Origin of the sequence: Flavobacterium notoginsengisoli, from assembly GCF_042686225.1 — a bacterium.
Taxonomy (GTDB): Bacteria; Bacteroidota; Bacteroidia; order Flavobacteriales; family Flavobacteriaceae; genus Flavobacterium; species Flavobacterium notoginsengisoli.
Genome location: NZ_JBHUOT010000002.1, coordinates 221,318 through 244,169, shown reverse-complemented (window position 1 = coordinate 244,169; position 22,852 = coordinate 221,318). Strand labels below are relative to the sequence as shown.

The 22,852-nt window shown below is 33.5% G+C and carries 14 protein-coding genes; 1 reads left to right on the top strand and 13 read right to left on the bottom strand.

The features are described from left to right. Positions 1-47: 47 nt before the first annotated feature. The 11 genes from ACFS3A_RS06355 to ACFS3A_RS06305 all read right to left on the bottom strand — a co-directional run bounded on the left by ACFS3A_RS06355 (position 48) and on the right by ACFS3A_RS06305 (position 16,661). The gene (locus ACFS3A_RS06355; protein ID WP_008464519.1) at positions 48-338 is read right to left on the bottom strand and encodes a winged helix-turn-helix domain-containing protein; all 291 of its coding nucleotides are present in this window, start codon (positions 336-338) and stop codon (positions 48-50) included. Positions 339-342: 4 nt separating this feature from the next. Continuing rightward, on the bottom strand, positions 343-957 hold the full coding sequence (locus ACFS3A_RS06350) for a hypothetical protein (protein ID WP_379824582.1): 615 nt from the start codon (positions 955-957) through the stop codon (positions 343-345). 140 nt (positions 958-1,097) lie between these two features. Next, positions 1,098-3,815, bottom strand: a complete 2,718-nt coding sequence (locus ACFS3A_RS06345; RefSeq protein WP_379824581.1) for an outer membrane beta-barrel protein — start codon at positions 3,813-3,815, stop codon at positions 1,098-1,100. 441 nt (positions 3,816-4,256) lie between these two features. After that, positions 4,257-5,183 carry a magnesium transporter CorA family protein gene (locus ACFS3A_RS06340; protein WP_379824580.1) on the bottom strand — a complete coding sequence of 309 codons (927 nt, stop codon included), beginning with the start codon at positions 5,181-5,183 and terminating at the stop codon, positions 4,257-4,259. A 376-nt stretch (positions 5,184-5,559) separates the two neighbouring features. Beyond that, the gene (locus tag ACFS3A_RS06335) at positions 5,560-6,447 is read right to left on the bottom strand and encodes a bifunctional 5,10-methylenetetrahydrofolate dehydrogenase/5,10-methenyltetrahydrofolate cyclohydrolase (protein WP_379824579.1); all 888 of its coding nucleotides are present in this window, start codon (positions 6,445-6,447) and stop codon (positions 5,560-5,562) included. Positions 6,448-6,620: 173 nt separating this feature from the next. Continuing rightward, positions 6,621-7,973 carry a signal recognition particle protein gene (gene ffh, locus ACFS3A_RS06330; protein ID WP_035650191.1) on the bottom strand — a complete coding sequence of 451 codons (1,353 nt, stop codon included), beginning with the start codon at positions 7,971-7,973 and terminating at the stop codon, positions 6,621-6,623. A gap of 234 nt (positions 7,974-8,207) precedes the next feature. After that, positions 8,208-9,890 carry an MBOAT family O-acyltransferase gene (locus ACFS3A_RS06325; protein ID WP_379824578.1) on the bottom strand — a complete coding sequence of 561 codons (1,683 nt, stop codon included), beginning with the start codon at positions 9,888-9,890 and terminating at the stop codon, positions 8,208-8,210. A 1-nt stretch (position 9,891) separates the two neighbouring features. Next, on the bottom strand, positions 9,892-11,313 hold the full coding sequence (locus ACFS3A_RS06320) for a GDSL-type esterase/lipase family protein (RefSeq protein ID WP_379824577.1): 1,422 nt from the start codon (positions 11,311-11,313) through the stop codon (positions 9,892-9,894). Beyond that, entirely contained in the window at positions 11,310-12,788 is a 1,479-nt protein-coding gene (locus ACFS3A_RS06315; protein ID WP_379824576.1) for an SGNH/GDSL hydrolase family protein, read from the bottom strand. Before ACFS3A_RS06315 ends, ACFS3A_RS06320 begins: the two co-directional genes overlap by 4 nt. 279 nt (positions 12,789-13,067) lie before the next feature. Continuing rightward, positions 13,068-14,483, bottom strand: coding sequence for an HmuY family protein (locus tag ACFS3A_RS06310; protein ID WP_379824574.1), 1,416 nt, complete (start codon positions 14,481-14,483; stop codon positions 13,068-13,070). Between the two features lie 12 nt (positions 14,484-14,495). Next, complete coding sequence (locus ACFS3A_RS06305; protein ID WP_379824573.1) at positions 14,496-16,661, bottom strand: TonB-dependent receptor plug domain-containing protein; 2,166 nt, start codon at positions 16,659-16,661, stop codon at positions 14,496-14,498. A 105-nt stretch (positions 16,662-16,766) separates the two neighbouring features. On the opposite strand from ACFS3A_RS06305, the gene ACFS3A_RS06300 reads away from it, so the two are divergent. After that, entirely contained in the window at positions 16,767-17,669 is a 903-nt protein-coding gene (locus ACFS3A_RS06300; RefSeq protein ID WP_379824572.1) for a DUF6607 family protein, read from the top strand. Between the two features lie 82 nt (positions 17,670-17,751). Here the strand turns inward: ACFS3A_RS06300 and ACFS3A_RS06295 are convergent, their stop codons facing one another. Both ACFS3A_RS06295 and ACFS3A_RS06290 read right to left on the bottom strand, forming a co-directional pair. Beyond that, a complete protein-coding gene (locus tag ACFS3A_RS06295; protein WP_379824571.1) occupies positions 17,752-19,209 on the bottom strand; it encodes a SusD/RagB family nutrient-binding outer membrane lipoprotein in 1,458 nt (485 codons plus the stop codon). Between the two features lie 15 nt (positions 19,210-19,224). Continuing rightward, complete coding sequence (locus tag ACFS3A_RS06290) at positions 19,225-22,392, bottom strand: SusC/RagA family TonB-linked outer membrane protein (protein ID WP_379824570.1); 3,168 nt, start codon at positions 22,390-22,392, stop codon at positions 19,225-19,227. Between the last annotated feature and the right edge of the window lie 460 nt (positions 22,393-22,852).

Below are 22,852 nucleotides of genomic sequence, written 5' to 3'. Positions count from 1 at the left end.
TAAAAGTACTTTGCAATTCAAAGTTTTTAGATAAAAAATTTTAGTTTCTAAGATTTCATTAATTTTTCGAGGTAAGAAAGGTGTTCTTTAAACGCCGCGCGGCCAAGCGGTGTTACCTGATAAGATGTTTTTGGCTTTTTGCCCACAAATTCCTTTTTAATCTCAATGTATTCAGATTTCTCTAATGCAGAAGAATGACTTGCCAAATTCCCGTCGGTGATATTCAAAAGCGTTTTCATCTCGGTAAAATCTACCCAGTCGTTAACCATCAGAACGGACATAATACCCAGTCTGACACGGCTTTCGAAATCTTTATTTAGCTTATCAATAATTCCCATTCAATTATTTGTATTTTTTGAACATTACTAATCCGTATAAGATATGTAAAATTCCAAATCCAAGAATCCAGAACAATAATCCATATCCGATATAGAAAAGAGCAATTAATCCTAAACAAAGTTCGCAGAAACCTAAATATTTTACATCAGAAAAAGTATATTTTTCTGCATTAATAAGTGCTAAACCATAAAAAAGCAAAGTCGATGGCGCAACCAATCCAAAATATCCGTGATACATTAATGCCAGACAAAATACTCCCCCGGCAAATAAAGGAACCGATAAATTGAACAACATCTTTTTTGTTGCAGATGTCCAGATTGGTAAATTATATTTTCGGCTTTTTCTAATGGTAAAAAAGATTCCGAACGTAAATGCACAAACTAAAATTATGATTCCGATCCAGAATAGTTCTGACACCAGATTAACAGAATATGATCTGCTATCATCATTAATATAATCAATTCCGTTTGCTTTAAAAAGTTGGTAGGTATAGATTCCACCAATTAAAGCCGAAAGACCCGCGAAAACTCCTGAAAGTCCGCTTAATGATATAAATCTGGAAGAACGCTCCATCATGGAACGAATATGTGCTAAATCTTCTTGATGCTTTTGATTCATAATTAAAGTACTTTGCAGTACAAAGTTATATTTTATTTTGAAATGACAACGCACGAAAATCACTTTTTTTCAAAAAAAAAATCACTTTACAAACAGTAATACTGTTTACAAAGTGATTTTCGAATCTTTTTCAGATATTATTAATTCGTTTTCTTCGTAGCAAAGTTTTGGAATTTATATTGCAGTGAAAACATGATGTAACGTTTCAGAACCGTGTTTTCAGAATCTACAACAGAGGTTGGCGTAATGGTTCTCGAAGTGCTCTGATTTTGATTCAGCAAATCATAAACCTTCGCTTTAAGCGTAAATTTATCATCCGCAAACTTGTAAGACAAACTGGTATTCCATAAGTAAAAATCCTTTTTATAAGGACCAGAAAGATTAGAATTGTAAGTATATCCAAAGTCATTCCCCAAAACCCATTTCTTCCAAATAAAGTTCGTCATTTCAACTTTAAAATTGTGTGTTGTGTTTGACGCAGAACTTATAGAACTATTATTATATCGTGTATCATTAAAGGCAAATTCGTAAGATGGTTTTATACTTAAAAACTCACCATAATCATATGATAATTGCATATAAGGTATAAGACTTAACATTTTTGCCGTATATAATTCGCCATTAGTAAAACCTTTATCTAAAGTATACATAACACGTGTTCCAAAACGAAAACCATAAGTATTCAACTCTTTCTTTATCGACTTACTCCATTCTGAACCTAAACTACTATTACTGGTTCCAGACACATTATCATACGTTATAATTTGCTGACCTGCCGAATTATATTTTGATGCTGAAACAATCTGATTATTATTAAAAACTAAGTTTCCATACAGATAAAAGCCCGAATTCGATTGATAATCATAATCTGAAAAAGTAAAGTAAACAGTATTGGAAGTAGAAGCTTTCAAATCCGGATTTCCAATTCTTGTCATTAACGGATTATCTAAATTATTAACCGGCAGAATCTGAAAATCTTTCGGAATCGTAAACCATCGCTCATAAAATAAATAGATTGCCTTTGATTTATTAAATCGATAATTCAAATTAAATGTTGCGTCTGGAAAAATATAATTCTTGTTCAAATCGGTGGCAACATTTTCATAAAGAGCATGATTTTGAGCTTTTACAAAATAAGTTCCGGTGTGCAAACTAAAAAAGAATTTCTTTTTATTGATACTAAATCCTACTTTAGGATTAACCTGAAATCGATTAGAAAAATTATAATTACTTAGGGAATCAATCAAATTCATTCCGGCGTTATTACGGTCAAATGTTTTTTTATCATCGCTTGTTTTTTCCCAATCTGTTTTTAAACTAAAATTAAAACTTAAAGAATCTGTAACAGGTTCTGAATATCGGATAGAGCTTGTGTAATAATCTTTCTTATTACTTGTTTTTACATTTTGATTTCTAATATCATCTGGATTGCTCCCCTGAGCATATTTTGTAGAAGATTCTATAATCGAACTGGCATCATTTTTTGAGTTTTCATTAAAGAAATTAATCGCAAAAAATCTGCCTTTTCTCTTTCCTTTGGTAAAAAGATTGATGTAATTTTTAAAATTAGAATTATCACTTTCATTTACATTATAAGAGTCGGTTGTATTCACCAATTGTCCATTTTCATCAGTGGTATTTCTAAAATAATTATTCGTGGCTGTGGTGCTTCCAATTTCAACTTTTGGCGAAATCAGTATTTTTGTTGATGGCGTAATATCATATTCTAAATTGAAATCAGCATTGTGTTTATTCGAGTCGTTATTTGACTTAGAAACGGACTCTGACAACAAAGAACCCGTTGGCAATAAGGTTAGTTCTGTAGTTCGGTTATTATTCTCAGAATTTGAATTATTGAAATAATAATTCCCATTAAATTTACTTCCCTTAAACCATTCATCGGCATAATTCAACCCAATTAAATTCGATTTAATTATTCCAGGCCCTCTTCCAATTACGGGAGCTCGGGAACCAGAATTTCTTCCTCCTCCCATATTATCAAAAACTTCATCCATAGAAAAGCCTGTTGCATTTATATTATTAGAAGAAGCCAGAAAACTAATGCGTCTTTTTTCTTTAAAATAACTCAGCAAAGCACTGCTCTCATAACGTTCAGAACTTCCGTAACCGCCCATTATTTTCCCAAAATATCCTTTGTCTTTTTCTTTTTCTATGGTCAGATTGATCGTCGAATTATTCGAAGCAGAAGCTTCTTTAGTAAATTCCTGTTCTTTGGTTTTGGTATCTGAAACTTGTATTTTTTTAATGATCTCAGCCGGAAGGTTTTGAAGTGCAACCTTTCCGTCTTCGCCAAAAAAAGGTTTTCCGTTAACCAGTATTTGATTCACTTCTTTTCCGTTTACCTTAATCTTTTTATCAGCATCGATGGTAACTCCTGGTAATTGTCGTAACAAAGCTTCGACATTGGCATCGGGGCGTATTTTAAACGACGAAGCGTTATACTCCAGAGTATCTTTCTTTACCCGAACCGGAGGTGCTTCATTTTTTATAACAACTTCCAGAAGTTTGTTTTCGTACTCTAAAAGTTTCAACGTGCCCAAATCCATATTTTGTGTTAGCTTTTCAAGGTTTTTTGAGAAATCCCGATAACCTTGTCCTGATATTTTTAAAATAACATTTTGCGAAATTGGTTTGATTTGCAATTTGAACAATCCATTTTTGTCTGTAATTGTATATTCTACAACTGAAGAATCTTTTGGATGAATCAGATAAACAGTTGCTGACTCAATTGGCACTAATTTTTCGGTAACAATTTTACCATTGACTACAATGCTTTTTTGTGCGATAGAAGAAAAACAGCATAAAAAAAACGCGAAAAAACCTAAATCCTTTCTCATATTATTTTACAACAGTTTTAGAAAGAGAAAGGATAGAAAAATGAAAAAAAAATCTGTTGGATGGTAAAATTTTAATCATAGGTAATTGATTTTTTTGTTTAAAGGTTTAAATAGTTTTTTGCTTTTATTAAGACCAAACTTACTTTTTGAGAAATAAATAAACTGCAAGAAAATGTTAAAAATAGATCGTTAAAATCAAAAAAATAGTTAATTCTTTACAAAATAAGACACCTAAAAACCACTAAAAAATTATATATCAAATCATTAGCACAACAACTTTAAACGCTAATTGTACATTTTTATTACCATCTTCGGATTAATAAAAAATAACCAACAACCTGAGTAAGATAATTTATTTCCAAATCCACTAAAATTCGATTTTTACAGAAACAAAAAAGCCTATTCTTGACGAACAGGCTTTTGTTATTGTGAGATTTTAAATCAAAACCATCTTCTTCTCTTGAATAAAAATACACCGAAAGAGGAAAGAATTACAGAGATTAAAAGTAGAATCCAGATTCCGTATTTGCTTTCTTCGAGGCCGTTTGGCACGTTCATTCCGTACAAACTGGCAATAAGAGTTGGAATCATTAATATAATTGATATTGACGTCATTTGCTTCATGATGTTATTCATATTGTTTGAAATTACCGAAGCATAAGCATCCATCATTCCTGTCAAGATGTTATTGTAAATATTGGCTGTATCCTGCGCCTGATTTAATTCGATTTCGACATCTTCCAATAATTCAGGATCATAACTCGCTTTATGCGCTTTTAGATTTTTGATTCTTTGAAACAAAACATCATTTGCTTTTAAAGAGGTTATAAAGAAAACAAAACATTTTTCGATTTGAAGTAACGCCTGTAATTCTTCATTTTTAATGGATTTCTCCAGATTATCTTCTGCGAGTTTTATTTTATGATTAATTTGTTTCAGATATTTTAAGTACCAAACGCTTGAAGATAGAAGCAATCTCAAAACCAGATTGAAATTATCTTCGATCTCGATGTTTTTACGCTGTGAATAAGCTACAAAATCTTTTATGATTTCTGTTTTATAAAAACTGATCGTAACACAGATGTCGTCTTTAAAAATGATTCCGAGAGGAACAGTATGAAAAGGAATTTTAACATCTCCGCTTTTAATGGGAATGCGCATGATGATAAGTGTCCAACCGTCTTCGATTTCGATACGAGGTCTTTCGTCGATATCCTCGATATCATTGTAAAAGGCTTCAGGAACCTGAAGTTCTTCCAGTAAATAGTTTTTATCTGATTCTGTTGGCGATTCGATGTGAATCCAGCAATTTGAAGTCCATTTTTGGATTTCTACTAATCCGTTGTTGTTTGTGTAAAAGGCTTTCATTTCAAAATACAGGTTTTTAACGCAGCATTTTGAAATTTCAAAAGCTGCTTAATTTAATATTAACGAATAATAATAATCGTCCATTTGGAGAAGTGTTATTTTTAAAGTGCTGCAAAAGTATCCTTTATTTTTAAGAACCGAAACTTTAAACTATTAATTATATATTAAAATGACTGTTTGGGCAGATTTTTTAAACACATAGAAATATTGATTTAGTAACTGTAAAAAGGCATCTCACTTTTTTAAATAAACATAACAGAAATCCTAGTAAACTATGCGGAAGAAATTTGTTTCTCTTTTGTATTCTTTTTAAAAATTAATGTAATAAAAAAGCCTGTTCTATAAGAACAGGCTTAAAATATATTTAGATGTAATTTTATTTGTTTTTAGCACTTCTCATTTTTCTGGCTAAAAGTGTATTTTTAAGTAACATTGCAATTGTCATTGGCCCTACTCCTCCCGGAACTGGCGTAATAAATGCTGCTTTTTTACTTACTCCGTCAAAGTCAACATCACCTTTGATAACATATCCTTTTGCATTTGATGCATCTTCTACACGTGTAATTCCAACATCAATAACTGTTACTCCTTCTTTTACCATATCTGCTTTTAAAAATTCAGGAACTCCTAAAGCTGTGATAATGATATCTGCATTTTTAGTAAATTCTGCCAAGTCTTTAGTTCGGCTGTGTGTTAATGTAACTGTAGAATCTCCAGGACTGCCTTTGCGGCTCATTAAGATACTCATTGGTCGTCCAACGATGTGGCTTCTTCCAATTACAACAGTATGTTTTCCTGCAGTCTCTACTTTGTAACGCTCTAACAATTCCATAATTCCAAATGGTGTTGCCGGAATGAAACTTTCCATTTCAAGTGCCATTCTTCCAAAATTAGTTGGGTGGAATCCGTCAACGTCTTTGTCCGGATCAATTGCGAGTAAGATTTTCTGCTCGTCAATATGCTTTGGTAAAGGCAACTGAACGATATATCCGTCTAGATTATCATCTTCGTTTAACTCTTTAATTTTAGCTAGAAGTTCGTCTTCGGTAATCGTTTCAGGCAGACTTACTAAAGTAGAATCAAATCCGATTTCCTGGCAAGATTTTACTTTACTTCCTACATAAGTTAAACTTGCTCCGTTATTTCCAACCAAAACTGCTGCCAAATGAGGCACTTTCCCTCCTGCTGCTTTTATCGATTGAACTTCGGCTGCAATTTCATTTTTAATGTCGTTAGATGTTTTTTTACCGTCTAGTAGTTGCATTGTTTTTGTTTCAGGTTTATCTTTTTGTTTCAAGTTTAAAGTTTCAGGTTTGCTGCGCCAATTCGGCTTTTAGCCTCGGGTCACGTTGAAACGAAACTATATTTATTTATCGAAAAAAGTTTCAAGTTTTGATTTCTTAACTTGAAACCTGAAACTTGAAACTTTTAATTTTATTATCTCGGCATTCCTCCTGGCATTCCTTTCATGCCTCCCATCATTTTCATTAGGTTTTTTCCGCCTGGGCCTTGCATCATCTTCATCATCTTGCTCATTTGGTCAAACTGTTTCATCAGTTGATTTACCTGCTCGACTTTAGTTCCCGAACCTTTTGCGATTCTGGCTTTTCTTTTTACGTCGATAATCGCTGGTTTACTTCTTTCTCCCGGCGTCATCGAATGAATGATCGCTTCGATATGTTTGAAAGCATCATCTTCAATTTCTACATCTTTCATGGCTTTTGAAGCTCCTGGTATCATTCCAACCAGATCTTTCATATTACCCATTTTTTTCACTTGTTGAATCTGCGTTAAGAAATCATCAAAACCGAATTCGTTTTTAGCGATTTTCTTTTGAAGTTTTCTGGCTTCTTCTTCGTCAAATTGCTCCTGCGCTCTTTCAACAAGCGACACAACGTCTCCCATTCCTAAGATACGCTCTGCCATACGTTCTGGATAGAAAACGTCAATTGCTTCCATTTTTTCTCCAGTACCAACAAATTTAATTGGTTTGTTTACAATCGATTTGATCGAAAGCGCTGCTCCACCACGAGTATCACCGTCTAATTTCGTTAAGATAACTCCATCAAAATTTAAGATATCGTTGAAAGCTTTTGCAGTGTTTACTGCATCTTGTCCTGTCATAGAGTCTACAACGAACAATGTTTCCTGTGGCTGAATTGCTTTGTGTACACGTGCAATTTCGTCCATCATTTCCTGATCTACTGCAAGACGACCTGCTGTATCGACAATTACAACATTGAATCCGTTTGCTTTAGCGTGTTTGATTGCGTTTTGAGCAATCTCTACAGGATTTTTATTTTCTGGCTCTGAGTAAACCTCAACACCTATTTGATCTCCAACAACATGAAGCTGATTGATCGCCGCCGGACGGTAGATATCACAAGCTACAAGAAGTGGTTTCTTGTTTTTCTTTGTTTTTAAGAAATTAGCTAATTTCCCTGAGAAAGTAGTTTTACCAGAACCCTGAAGTCCTGACATCAAAATAACAGTTGGATTTCCTGATAAATTAACACCAGCAACATCTCCACCCATTAATTCTGTCAACTCATCTTTTACCAGTTTTACTAATAATTGTCCTGGCTGTAAGGTTGTCAATACGTCCTGTCCAATTGCTTTGTCTTTTACTCTTGCCGTAAAATCTTTAGCAATTTTAAAGTTAACATCGGCATCAAGTAAAGCACGACGAACTTCTTTTAAGGTATCGGCAACGTTTACTTCTGTAATTTTACCGTGTCCTTTTAATATATGGAACGCTTTATCTAACTTATCACTTAAATTATCAAACATACTATTTTCTTTATTTGAAGTGCAAAGATAATCTAATTAGATATTTCAGGCAATTTTTATTTCTACCCAATTTTGCCACGAAGGCACAAAGGCGCTAAGTTTTTTGTTTCAAGCAGATTTAAAAAGATTTTAGCAGATTAAAAAAAATCTTTTTAATCCTTTTAATCTGTGGCAAAAAGAAAAGACGCAAAGAATAAAACCTTTGCGCCTTTGTACCTTTGTGGCTATGAACCTTTAAAATTGAAAGTATATAAATGGCTGCGAACCCGCAACAGCTGTTGCGTAAACTATCCAGTAAACGAATCCTAAGATTATTGCTTTTACTAATAATGGAGTTTTGTCGAAAACCGATTTCATTCCGTTTGTGAATGTTTCCGGTAAGAAATGCCAAACATAACCGAATAACATTAACCCGAATACATTTTTATATCCTAGAACAATTGTTTTCCAAAGTTCCGGCTCGAATGTTAATTGCCCAATAGTATTGATTACCTGCAATGCTGTTTCGAAATCTCTGGCACGAAAAAAGATCCAGCAGAAAACTACGAAGTGAAATGTAATTAAGATAGAAAAAAATCTCCACAAGAAATTCGGACTTTTATCTTTCTTCGAAGGAAAGAATTCCATAAATATCTTATGAACCGCTAATGCTAGTCCGTGTAAAGCTCCCCAAACAATGAATTGCGCTCCTGCTCCATGCCACAATCCTCCTAAAAGCATAGTGGTAAACAAATTGAAATTGGTTACTAATGTTTGTTTTATTTTACCTGAAAGTAAAAATGATAACGCGAAAATTAAAATACTACTTCCTGCAATGATAAGCGGAATTATACTTTCATTATAACAAGACATTCCCCAAAGCAATAATCCAAAGAAGAATAAACTCGGAAATAAATAACCTGCAAAAGAACCTTCTCTGTTTCCTCCAATCGAAATGTATAAAAAGTCTTTCAACCAGGTTGAAAGCGAAATATGCCATCTTCTCCAGAAGTCTGTGATCGATGTTGATTTATAAGGCGTTCTAAAATTGACCGGCAATTTGAAACCAAGTAATAATGCAATACCTATTGCCATATCTGAATATCCCGAAAAATCACAATAAATTTGAATAGCGTATCCATAAGAAGCCATTAAATTCTCAAAAGAAGTATAACTTAATGGTGTATCAAAAACACGATCAACAAAGTTTACCGAAATGTAGTTTGAAATTACCGTTTTCTTGATTAAACCTCCAATAATTAAAAATAAGGCATTGTTGACATCCTGCTTTGTCAAATTTAATTTTTGATAAATCTGAGGAAGAAAATCTTTCGCACGTACAATTGGCCCGGCAACTAATTGCGGAAAAAAGGACACGAAAAATAAATATTCAATATAATTTTTTGTTGGCTTAATTTCTTCACGGTAAATCTCAATAATATAACTCATCGACTGGAATGTATAAAACGAAATTCCCACAGGAAGAAAAACATTATGAAGTGCAAAATTACCATGAAACATATCATTGTAAGTGACAATCAAAAAGTTCATGTATTTGAAATAACCTAAAAGTGCCAAATTCAAAATTACACTTATAACGAGATAAAGCTTTTTAACGCCATCACGGCTTTCACGGTAAATAATCTGGCTCAAGCCATAATCTACAACCGAAGAAAGCAATAATAAGAGAAAATAAATCCCACTAGATTTGTAGTAAAAAAATAGCGAGAACAGAATAACATATGTTAATCTCAAATAAAATGTTTTGCGTAAAAAACCATACACAAAATAGAAAACCAGGAATAAACCTAAGAATAATCCGGTATTGAATAAAAGTTTTTCGTCTGGGTTGTAAACAAACCAACTTTCAACCTGTTCTGTTGTAATTGCACCAAAATTTTGAATGAACCAATTATTAATGCTATCTATTGTTGTCAACTTAATTCTTTAATTTAAAATTATCGTATGTTTTTAAAAACGCCTGTGTAAACAAGTTCCCTTGTTTCTCATATCCTTTTTTAGAATAATGAACCCAATCCGGTCCAATTAATCCCTGAGCTTTTAGTTGTTTGATTCCACTCATTCCGCCGAATTCATCATATAAATCCCAAACTGCAAAACCGTCTTTTTGAGCTGTCTCAATGATTTCTTTTGCATAATCATTAATATAATTATTCGGTTTTCTTCTTAATAAAGACGGCGCCGGAGTCATCACTATTATCGGCGCATCTATTTTCTGAGCTTTTATATTACTAATAAACTCCCGAAGTTCTTTAATATAATTTGTCGCATCCAGATGATCATAACTTTCATTTGTTCCTAATGAAAAAATAAGTAAGTCCGGGTGCAACGCTTTCAATTGTTCAAAAAATAAAGGATACTTATTATAATCTGAGTATTTAGCACCGTTTACTCCGATTCCACTGTAAATAATTCCGGAAGCATCTTTTTCCAGCACCAATCCATTTAATTCATAATTGGAAGCTTCTTTATTTGGAATCAGGAAAATTCGACTTAAAGGACTATCAGAATTATAATAATGTGAAAAAGAATCCGATTCTATTGTTAAAGGCACAAACTCTGACATTGAAATCGTCTTCGGTCTTGTTTCATTCGTTGCGATTTTTAAAGTTCGGCCAGCGCGAATGTTGTTTGATTTTAAACGATTGTCTCTTTTAATTTCGGCAACTGAAACATTGTATTTATCAGCAATAGTTCCCAGTACTTCACCTTTTTTAATCTTGTGTGTTATAACTCTTGGTTCTGTTGTTTGAATAGAGTTAATTTTAGACGAAACTGCCAAATCAAACATATCCTGATTCTGAGGTGTTATAATTTTTATGGTATTAAAATTATAAGCGGGATCTTTTACATTCATTTCCATCACAAATCCGCCGGAATCTCTCCAAAGGCCAATTCCGCTTAAACCAACCGGATTACTTTTGAATGGAAGGATATTCCTGTAGCTTTCCCAGGCACGATTTGACTTGAAACGCTCGTTATAAGAACCATTTGTTCTTGCCAGTTGATACGGAAATACTAAACCTCTTCCGGCATTTCCAAACCTTTGTTGTAAATTCTTTCGGATCTCATTGGTCATTAAATCTCCCTGAATATGAGAATCACCAATATGAACGATATTGATCTTTTGATTTTTCTGGTTTTCGTTTTGCTCCAGTTTTCCAAAAAAGTCTTTTAATACTTGTGCATTATAAATTTGCCCCTCTACAGGAGCATCCACTTTTGCGGTATCAATTTTCTGAATCATTTTTTTGGGTATTGGATCTACATTAGCTTTTGCAGGCTTTTCATTTGTTGTAAAGAAAAGGCAACAAAAGAACACAATAAGTTTATTCATCATACGCTGTCTTTTGTTATTGAAACGGAATCAGGTCTGGCTCTTCTTACTGGTTTTGGTTTAGTTCCTTCTGCATCTCTTTTTGCTCTGAGCACCTTATATTCTTCGTATCCTTTGTTTAACTGTTCATATAACAAATTCCCGATGGCTTTTGCCCCTCGCTGGTTAAAGTGAGTGTAATCTTTATTGGCTTTTGCCGGTGCTTCATCAACCCACTTAATCATAGATCCGTCGCCTCCCATTAAAGTATATAAATTTACGAATCCGGATTCTGTTTCTAATGCATAATGTTTCTGCGCTTTCATTAATGGTACAACAGCCGAATCGGTTTTCATTTCTAAATCATATTTAGTTGATTTATCTGCTGTAGAAACGATTAATATTGAAACTCCCGGAAAAGATTCTTTGATTTTGTTCACGGTTTTTGTCATTCCTTTTTCATACCAGGAATAATTCTTGGTGCCGTAATTCAAAACGTTTGTTCCGTAGTGCAGAATAATTAAATCATATTTCAGATTGTTATTGAACGCTCTCATCACATCTGCATTGAACATCGAAATTGGAAGTCCCGAATTTCCTCTTTGCGAAAAATTATCTACATGAACCCCAATGCCATTATCAAAATTAAATCCGTAAATCGGAATTGAATCTGAATGAACAAAATTTGCTTTGAATGCTTTTAAACCTCCTGATGAAACTTTTAAAGTATTCACTAAACTATTTGGAGAAAGACTTTTCTTTAAAGTATCTTTTCCGATAATAAAATTCACCTTTCCTGTTTTAGACGAGCGTCCGTAAAATAAAGTGGCATTATCTAAAGTGGTACAGTTTTTATTGAGTCCTGCTTCGTACTGAACCCAAGTGTTGTTTGATGCATCGTTTGCAAAAAATACATGTCCGTTAACGCCGAAAGGACTCGTTGGTTTTTTGACATTTAAATACGATTGTGTTTTCCAGTTTTTAGAATAACTGGATTTAACTGAACCTCTCGAAGCAGCAGATTCTGATGTAATAGAAACAAATCCAACTCCATTACCACCAAATCGTTCCTGATAATTGGCACGAACATCCTGAACGATTAAATCTCCATCGGTCATAGAATCTCCGTAATAAGCAATTCTGACTTTGCTCTGCGGATTTTTTTCTAACTGATACAATTTCTCATAGAAAGAAATCAGATACTGATAACCTTTATAGTTTTCGAATGACTCAGATGGAAACTCAATCCCTTCTGTTTCATCAAAAACAATTTTCTGGTTGTTTAATTTTCTTTCACTTGCGGCACTACTATCATCATCTGCAGCAAGCGAATCTTTAGCTACTGACTCCAAAAGCAGACTATCAATTAATATGTTTTTAGAATCTAACTTACTTTCTGAAAATATTTTGTCCGGAAGGATTTGTTTGAATCCAATAAAAGCAATCAGTGCCAAAGCAACGATCGAAAAAGACTGAAAAAAATAAGATTTTGTATTCACTTAAATAATTATAAAAGTATAAAACGCTGCATTCAAAAATTAAACCAATTAAGTTATTGTTAATTTATTGCAGCAAAAATTTGTGCAAAGATAGAATAACATTTTATTTCTAATTCATTTTAACAAGAAACTAGACAAAAAAAAGAGGTTAGAAAAATCTAACCCCTTTATCAAAAAAAAAATAAAAAAAACAAAGCTAATGATTAACTAAATCTTAATGCAATGCATTATATAATTAGAATGAATAATCTTTATATTTTTTAGATTTTCACTTTAAAACTATTTCAAGATAGCGTATTGGAATGTTGGATAACCTCTTTCTCCAGCCGCATTTACACCTGCCGTAAATCTAACTTTATAAACATTTCCTGCTGGATCTTTAACCACATAGAAACGATCTGATCTTGCCGCAAAGCTAGAAGTTGGATTACCATTTGCATCTGTTCCTCCCACTGTTCCTCTCCAATTTGAACCAATATTTCTTTGGTCGTCTGTGAATTTACTGTTATCAACATTTGCCAATGTGAAACCATCATATGTAAAAGCAGTTGTAAGTACTTGGTAAGTTTTTGCACCACCTTTAACGTTATTTAAAACGAAGTCCGCAAAATTATAAGGCACTAAACCTGTTCCAAAATTAGTTGTATTAGTAAAACTTGTGAAACTAATATCCCATTGTGCTTTTTGAGGCTCTACACTAACTGTTTTCTTGTCTAACAAACTTAAGAACGTAAAGTTGTAAGCTGCATTTTTAGTAATAGTAATTTCATCATGAGTTGTAGCAGCAATATCAGCATATTGTACTTTATAATCATTTCCACTTCTTAAGATTCTAACTTTTTTCCATCCTCTTGAAGGTCCATTAGCACTACCCTCATTTCCAGTTTCCGGCTTAGTTGTCCCTGGGTTACTTCCCATATTAATCACATAAACTTTATTCTCACTGTCAGTAGCTGAGACAGCCGCAATAGTGGTTTTAGTAATATCTCCAGTTGGGTCATCTACTTGAGTTATGCTACCAGATCCTTGATTGAAAATCATAGTTGCATCTTCTGGCTGAACTTCGTCAATATTGATACTGGTCGTTTGTTTAGCAGACATTTTTACAGTATGGTTTATTATTACTCTAAAATCTGTTCCAGAGTAAAATCCTAAATCCCAAGAAACTCTAGGAACAGCTGTCATTTTTCCACTGCTCAAGTCAACAAAAACCTGATTTGGTTCAGTAGGCCCTCCAACCTCAGGAGCCAAAGCATTTCCTAAAGAAGCAGTTTCGTTAAAGTTTACCTGAATAGATTTGTTTTCAGAAATCACGGCATTAATCGTAACGCTGCTGATAGTGAAAACCACATTTTTTACTTCACCTTCTATAGCTTCTTTTAATTTTTTGAAAGTAAAAGATACAGTAGATACATTTTTCTCGAAAGGAACTATTACTTTACTAGCAGCTATTGCAGGTGTTGTACTATAATCTGTACCATTTGCAACGGCTGTTTCAGTGTAAGTTAAAGTTAAAGATCCTGCTACTGCAGTTGGAGATGCAAATTTAATCTCGATCGGAGTAGTTTCCGCAGATAAATTTAACGAAGTCGAAGCAAAAGCTACAGCATTTGGCTGAACCACTTCATCATCGCTACTACAAGCTCCAAGAGCAAGTAATACAAAAGATAGTATTAGAATAAAGTTCTTTTTCATGTTATTGATTTATTAATTAAAATTTAGATTATATGAAAGTTTTAAGAAGTAAGATCGACCATACCCCAGCATCATATCAGAACTTGTGCCCCCTCCATGAGCACCTCCAGACGCATCGCCACTGCCTCCGTTTATAGCTGACTGCAAGTTGGTAACATCGAACAAGTTCCTAGCACCTACTGTTACTTCAAATTTATTTTTAAAGAATGCTTTACGGATAGAAGCATCCATCCAGCTAAACGCGTCAAGTTGATTCAGAAAGAATCCTGTTTTTCCATCGGCGCCAGTTGCTGCTACATATTGCTGTTGCTTTCCATTATATTTGTAAAAAACAGCCAACAAAGTATTCCATTTAGGGATATTATAAGAGATACTTGAATTTAATCTGAACGAGTAGAAAAATTTATCATCAGATACTAGATTTTCAGCTGCAAGATCAAGTCTTCTGGAGATACCTACTACCGCCGCTCCTAACATTACATTCCAGTTTTTATACGTATATTGCTCAACGGTTGAAATGTTCCACATCTTATATTTATTAATGTTGAGATATTTATAATTCCAACTAGGAATCGTTTGTGTTACTACCAAATCAATTCTGTCATCAACATCTAAGAAAGTGACCGCTAGGTTGTTTGCAATCTGAGCACCAGAATCAAAAGTACAGGCTCTTTTAAAACTCACTTCGTAAGAAGTACTGTTTTCAGGAATCAAATCTGGATTTCCCTGCATATTATGATTAGAGTCAACAAAATAAGTGTATAATTCATCAAAATTTGGGGTACGATACGATTTACCCAAAGAAGCTCTAGCCTCTAGTCCTTTATCAAAAAGATATCTTAAGCCTAATGAACTTGCATATTGGTTTTCGAAAGCAGTTTGAAATGAAAATCGAAGTCCCGGACGAATTGAGAATTTATCACTTACACCTATTTCAGCAACAGAATAAACATCATAGTTCTCCAATCTTTTTCTAATATTTTGACCTACCTGATTGTCATCTCTAAAAGCTCCCACTGATGAATCATAAAATCCGTTTTCATTGGTAATTTCATATCCTAGCTGAAAATCAACTTTTTTATTATCAAAGAAATTACTCAGTGTACCTGTTGAGTAAAATACTTCTTTTGACTGGTAAGTTTTCCTTTTGTTGTCTATCTCTTGTTTTGTATCCAATTTATAAACAAAATTCTCCAAGTCACGTTCTTGTTTCTGCTGAGAAACTGAGACATTATATTTTAATTTTGAGAAAATATTTCCACTGGCATTTAAATGGTGGTAATAACGGTTTGTAATATATCTTTTGTCACGAGCAAAATAGGTGTCTGCAAATGGATAATTATCTTGGATATTTATAACTGGATTGTAATAATGAACATCTTCTCCATAATAGTCAAATTTGTAAAAAATTCTAAACGCATCTTTTTGGTAACCCAAAATTGCATTTCCTACCCATTGTTCTTTCGGAAGCTGTGTATATCCTCTAAGTCCATCATTTTGATCATAATCTTTTCCTTGTCTGTTATCATAATAACCGGCCATCGCATTGCGATTTCCTCCTATATTAACAAACCAGTTTTCATTAAAATTATGACCAATTTTAGCCGATTGAATATGACGTCCTTTATCAAAAAAACCAAATTCTTTACCAACTGTTTCTTCTTGAACAGCAGCACCAATCTGCCATTTATATCCACCACCTTTTTTAGTAATAATATTTAAGATTCCGGTAACAGCATTTGCTCCGTGAGTAACCCCCATTGATCCTTCAATGATTTCGATTCGCTCAACATCATCGAGATTAACCTGCGTTAAATCAACATTTGTCCCCATCCCTGTATCACTTACTAAAGGTATATTATCAACCAAAATCTTAAAATACTGCGCATCTAATCCGAACATTGAAACCTTAGAACGCCCATCATCACCATTGGATGTTACACTAATATTTAAATACTGATTTAAAACATCAGCTAAATTATTTGCTGCCAACTGTTTTATATTTTCTTTAGAAATCACTCGAACATTAAAAACTGACTTCTTAATTGACTGAGGTTCTAACTGTCCTGTAACAACCACTTCAGAAAGTTTTTCGTGCGATTTTATAGTATCTCTCTGCTGGGCAAAAGAATAAGTACTAAATAAAAGCACAGCAAAAAGAGTAATTTTAATTTTCATTATTTTTATTGAGTCTTAATAATCGATGCAAATATATAACTATTTTTAACTATTCTAAATTAAATTTATATATTTGCAAAAAATTTAAAAACAAAACAATAAGTTATGATTTCGAAAAGTCTTTTAATGTCAGCCGCTATGGCTTTAACATGCAGTCTTGGTTTTAGTCAGGACAAGAAACAACAAGATATTAAGTCTATTAAATCTATGTGCGGTTGTTATGAAGTGAAATTTAATTTCACAGAAACATTCTCATACCCAAAAGACTCTCTTACTTATAAACCATCTGAGACAAAACATGAATCGGCTTTAGAATGGGTACAATTATTAGAAGACACTCCTAACAAAATTGTAATGCAGCATTTACTTATTGTAAGTCCTGATATGATTATCAAACACTGGAGACAAGACTGGCTATACGAAAACACAGACTTATATTCTTTTGACAAAGGAAATTCCTGGAAATATAAAAAATTAGATAAGAAAGCTGTTAAAGGCCAGTGGACTCAAAAAGTATATCAGGTAGATGATAGTCCAAGATATGAAGGTTCTTCAACCTGGGTACATGTTGATGGAAAAGATTACTGGGCAAACGTTGCTGATGCTCCGCTTCCTAGAAGAGAGCAAACAAAACGTAACGATTACAATGTTTTAAAAAGAAGAAACATTCACGAAATTACAGCTACAGGATGGAATCATGAGCAAGATAACGATAAACTGGTTCGTGACGATGCCGGAAAAGATGTTTTGTTAGCACAAGAAAAAGGATTTGATGTTTACACTAAAGTAGATGATTCTAAATGTATCGCCGGACAAAAATGGTGGGCTGCAAACAATGTTCTTTGGAAAAACGTACGTGACAAATGGCAGACTCTTTTTGACAGACATAAAGACTTAAACTTAGAAGCTAAAGTGGATAGAAAAGCGCTTTATTCCCTATTGTTTGACCTAAAACCAGATACTGCAAAAGCAGAAACGGATAAAATCATTGACAAGTTTGTTAAATAATTAGAATTAGTTGTTATAAGAAAGCCGGAAGTTTTTAGACTTCCGGCTTTCTTTGTTTAAAAAAATTATTTAGGGAATACTATTATCTAGTACCTCCTGCCCACCAAACATTTTCTTTATAAACATAAGTACCATCTCCAAATGCTTCTTTTAAATTCTTGTTAGCAGACACATCAGAATTCCCGTAAGTTAATCTAAGCGGAAACTTAGTGGCATTAAGCGAATTTGACAATTGAATTGGATGTGCGGCGAATGAACCATACATTGCCAACAAACGTCTGTAATCATTATAAGCTTCCACACATTCGTTTTCATAGAATGAAAAATATTTTTGTACAGCAATTTCTTTTAATAAACCAGCATTAGTTGTAATATTTAATCCTGCAACATAACTTGCTGCATTTGTGGTTGAAAAATTAATAGCTTCATCTTTGTTAAAAGCGGCGGTTACAGCAGCAGTTAAACTAGTTGTACTAGTAACGGCAGCCGAACTTCTTGCTTCCGCTTCTGCTTTAATAAACAATAATTCATGGTAGCTCAACATAAATATTGGATTATTTTGATTCATTAATGCAGAATATGAATAATTTTGACTTTGTGGGCTTTCACCGTTTACAAAAAATTCATAGGTAAAAGGTGCTCCCGTTGTTTTTTGAATTTTTTGAAAATAACCAATAGCACGTGGATCATTCGCTCTGGCATTTAATTTGTCAGATAAACTTTTACTTGCAAATAAATATGCTCTGGCAATTTTTAATTGGTAATAAGGATTTGGTATACCAGAATTTTTCATCTTAAATTCGTCACTTTTGCTAGTGAAAGATTTACTAACATAATTTAAAACTTTTGCATAGTCCGGATTCTTAAAAGAAAGACGTAAAGTATATCGCGCCAATAATCCATTAGCCGCCTTTATCCATTTCGCTTTATCACCATTGTATATTAAGTCCTGAGTTCCTAAAACTTGATAAGTTGATGTTTTTTCTAAATTAACAATAGCGTCTTGCAAAGTCGCAAATACAATTTTGTAAAGATCTTCCTGGCGGTCTATTTTAGGTTGAAAAATTATCCCTGGATGAAGAGCTTCAGCGAAAGGAATATCTCCATAGACATCAGTCATCAAAGCTAAATTATAAGCATATAGGATTTGTGCTATTCCTAATGTAGTATAGTTACCCTTTTCTGCCCCAGTTGTACATTTATCGATTATCAGCTTTAAATTATACATTGTCTGATATTGACTGGTCCAGGAGTTATTATAGGTTGTCTGACTTATAGGTTCACCATTTCTTGTTTCAGCATTGTACATCTGCCCCGAACCACCTGCATTTAATTCCATATATACTCCCGCGTAGAAAGATAAATCTGAACCAGTATTACTAAATGCAGTTTTTGTCATCGCATCAGTGATAGCAAAACGAGTTGGCACATCTGTTGGATTGTTTACATTTTTGTTAATATCGTCCATTTTATCCTCCGAACAAGAATTTAATGAAATCGACGCTATCACTAAAAGTAAAATGACTTTATATTTTTTCATGATTTTTAAATTAAATTAATTGATTGTTAGATTCATTCCAACTCCAATGCTAGTTGTTTGTGGAATAGATAATCTTTCAAAGCCTCCAGCCATATTGTTATTTCCTTGTGATGATTCAGGATCTAAATTTGGCATCTTAGCCCATAATAAAACGTTTCTGGCGAATGCTGAAAGGCGTATATCAAACCCTGAAGAAAATTTTGGTAGAGTATATCCTAAAGACAGTTCTCTTAGTTTCACAAAAGAAGCGTCATATATAGCAGTTTCTGCAATATTTGAATATACAGTATAAGTAGCTTCTTTTGTTGCCCCTTTTGTATTTATCTCCCCAGTTTCTGTTACTCCTTGTTGAACCATTAATTCATCGCGGTTGCCTGTTTTAGAACTCAATCCGTAAAGATCTAACAGTGAATTTGTTCCACTATACATTTTACCTCCGTTTTTCCAGTCAAAAGTAGCCGCAAGTGTTATTTTTTTGTATCTAAAAGAAGTTGTTCCTCCTAAGTTAAATTTTGGAGCTACTTCGCCAAGTGATTTAGTTTCTCCCGCAATAGCTAATCCATTTTTATCAACCAAAATATTACCTTTATCATCTCTTGCAAACGAATTTCCGTAAATTACAGGGAAACGTTCTCCAACACTTGCTCTAACTTGGGGAGTAACAAATCCACCTAACATAATATTTGGAACCCCCTCTTTCAATTCATCAACAAAATTATCTATTTGTGTATAATTTGCAGATATCGTCCAATCAAAATCGGCAGTTCTAACTGGGCTAACACTTACAATCAATTCATGGCTGTTAGTATGAATTTTCCCTCCATTCATCACTAAAGATGAAGCTCCTGTTGAACCAGCTAATGGCACTGAAAAAATTTGATCAATTACATTTTGTCTAGAATAGGTATAATCAATACTTACACGATCATTAAATAACCTAACTTCTCCTCCTACTTCATAAGATCTTGTATTTTGAGGTTTTAAGTTTGGATCATACATTATATTGTTTGGTATATATGAATTTACCCCACCTGGAAGCGAATAGCTTATAGGAGCACTTGCCCAAAAACCACCCCCGTAAGTTGGTACTGAATAATAATTGGCATAATAAGTTCCAGCTTGACCTACCTCTGCCCAAGATGCTCTAAGTTTAGCAAAAGATAATGTTTGGTTTCCTTTTAAAGCCTCTAATTCGGTTAGCACTACGCCCAATGAAACTGAAGGGTATACAAATGAACGGTTGTTTCGTGGCATTGATGACACAATATCATTTCGTATTGTACCACCTAAATAAATAAAGTTTTTATATGAAATGTTTACATTTCCAAATAAACCAAAAGTCCTATTTTTATAAACCTCATCTGTAGCAATGGTTTGCTGTGTATTAGCTAAATTAGCCCAGCCGCCAAAATTGAGATTGTTGCCAATCATATCATATACTTTTTCATACTTATCGTTAATTTCATTACCAACCATAGCTGTTAGGTTTAGGTTATCTGAAATTTTATATTCATAATTCGCCGTGAATAATGAATTTATTGTTCTCGATGATATGCCGTAGATATATAAGTGACCAGCCGTAGTTTGTTTGTTGCCATACTCTTCTATATTTCTATAATTAGTACTGTAAGTATCTGCTCCAAGCTGGTAACGCAATGTTATTTTGTGCTGGTCATTTGATGAAATTTTTGGTGTAAATTCAATGAAACTGTTTCCGTAAAAACGATCCGTTTGTTCATCAAATATATTGTGCTTAGCTGCCCAGTAAGGATTGTTCCATCCTGTCGATCTGTAGTAAATTTGTTTGTAAGGATCCGTTGGATTTTCGAATCCATTTCCTTTTAAATCGTAGCTTATTGGAGCCGCAAATGCACCTGCAACAGACGAATCATTTGCTCCTGTAGCCTTTTGGATTTTAGTATTAATATAGTTTCCTACAAACCCTGTTTTCCATTCATCACCTAACTTTGTGCTAAACGATGCTTTTGCATTATAACGATCCATTCCCGTTCCAGGAACAAAACCGTCTTGATTTGATGAGCCTAAAGCAAACGCATAATTACTTTTTTCAGTTGCTTGTGTTATGCTCAAAGAATTATTTACTGTTATTCCTGTTTTAAAGAAATCACCAAAATTATCATATGATCTAGGAGTTACCCAAGGATCTAAACCTGCTGTCGCTCTTTGCGGGACATAATATTTCCCTGCGTGAGCTGTAGTATTCATTCCATTCAAAGTATTGGCAACATTCCCACCGTATTTTGTATCATTTGGTAAGTCAGAAATTTTAGGGCCCCAAGATAATGAGTTTGTTGGATCAAATGCACCTTTAGTTCCTTGCGCATATTCATTTTGGAAATCAATATTTCTAGAGATATTATCTGCTGTAACAGAACTGTTAAAATTGATTGTAGGTTTTCCATTTTTAGAAGCTCCTTTACCACTTTTTGTGGTAATTACTATTACTCCATTTGATGCCTTAAGTCCATAAATTGCCGACGCAGCTTGTCCTTTCAGAATATTGATAGATTCAATATCATTTGGGTCAAGATCAACAGCCCTATTTGCACTGTCTGCTCCTGTAACACTGTTACCTGTACTGAAATCAGCTGTTGAAGCTACAGGCATACCATCAATTACATACAAAGGAGTATTGTCTCCCGTAAATGAACGAGCTCCACGAATTACAATTCGGGAAGAAGCTCCGGGAGCACCACTTGAAGGCGTAATATTTACCCCAGCTAATTTCCCTTGAAGAGCCCCTGCTAAGCTATTATTATTTCCTTTTGTTAATTCTTCGGCTTTAATTTCTTGAGTAGCATATCCTAATGCTTTTTTCTCTTTCTTAATTCCCATTGCTGTCACAACAACACCCTCTAGTTCTTGTGCACCAGCATCCACCATTTTTACATTAATCGTAGAAGAGCTTGCCGCTAATTCCTGAGTTTTCATACCAATGTAACTAAACACCAGAACTTGATCCGAGCTGGCACTAATTACATACTTTCCATCAAAATCAGTTTGAGCTCCCGATTTTGTTCCCTTGACCAAAACGCTAACACCAGGTAAAGGCATTCCTGCATTGTCTGAGACCGTTCCTGTAATTTTTTTCTGTTGCGCAAAAGTAAATTGCATCGCAAACACAAAAAAAAGCACGATTAATCCTTTTAAGTTTTGTTTCATTATTTTTTTGTTTTGAGTTATTAGGGTTCGAACTTAGAGAATTAAAATATTTTTAACAAGAATTTTATACTATTTAACATTATAAAAAGAAGCTTTTATACTACAAATAATACTAACTAATAATTAAAAAGAAATAAATAACCTACAAAAACAGGCAAAACAATAGTAAAAAGTAAGAAAAAAGAAAAATTACCTACTATTAAAATAATTTTTGCAGTACATCTTTGAAAGATCTTAACTGAACGTATTAATGCAAAAAAACCATCTAAATTATTTTAGACGGCTTTCTAATTCCCTACCATTTTAGACTAAACAGGGTACTAATTCAAAATAGTTAAAAATGAATATAAGGAAGATATTTTCAGATAGTGCCGTTTAACAAAGAATCACTATTCTCAATTTGAAATTTATAGTTTGTGAAGAAGTTCTAAGTATCAAATTGAAAGAAATAAACTTTACA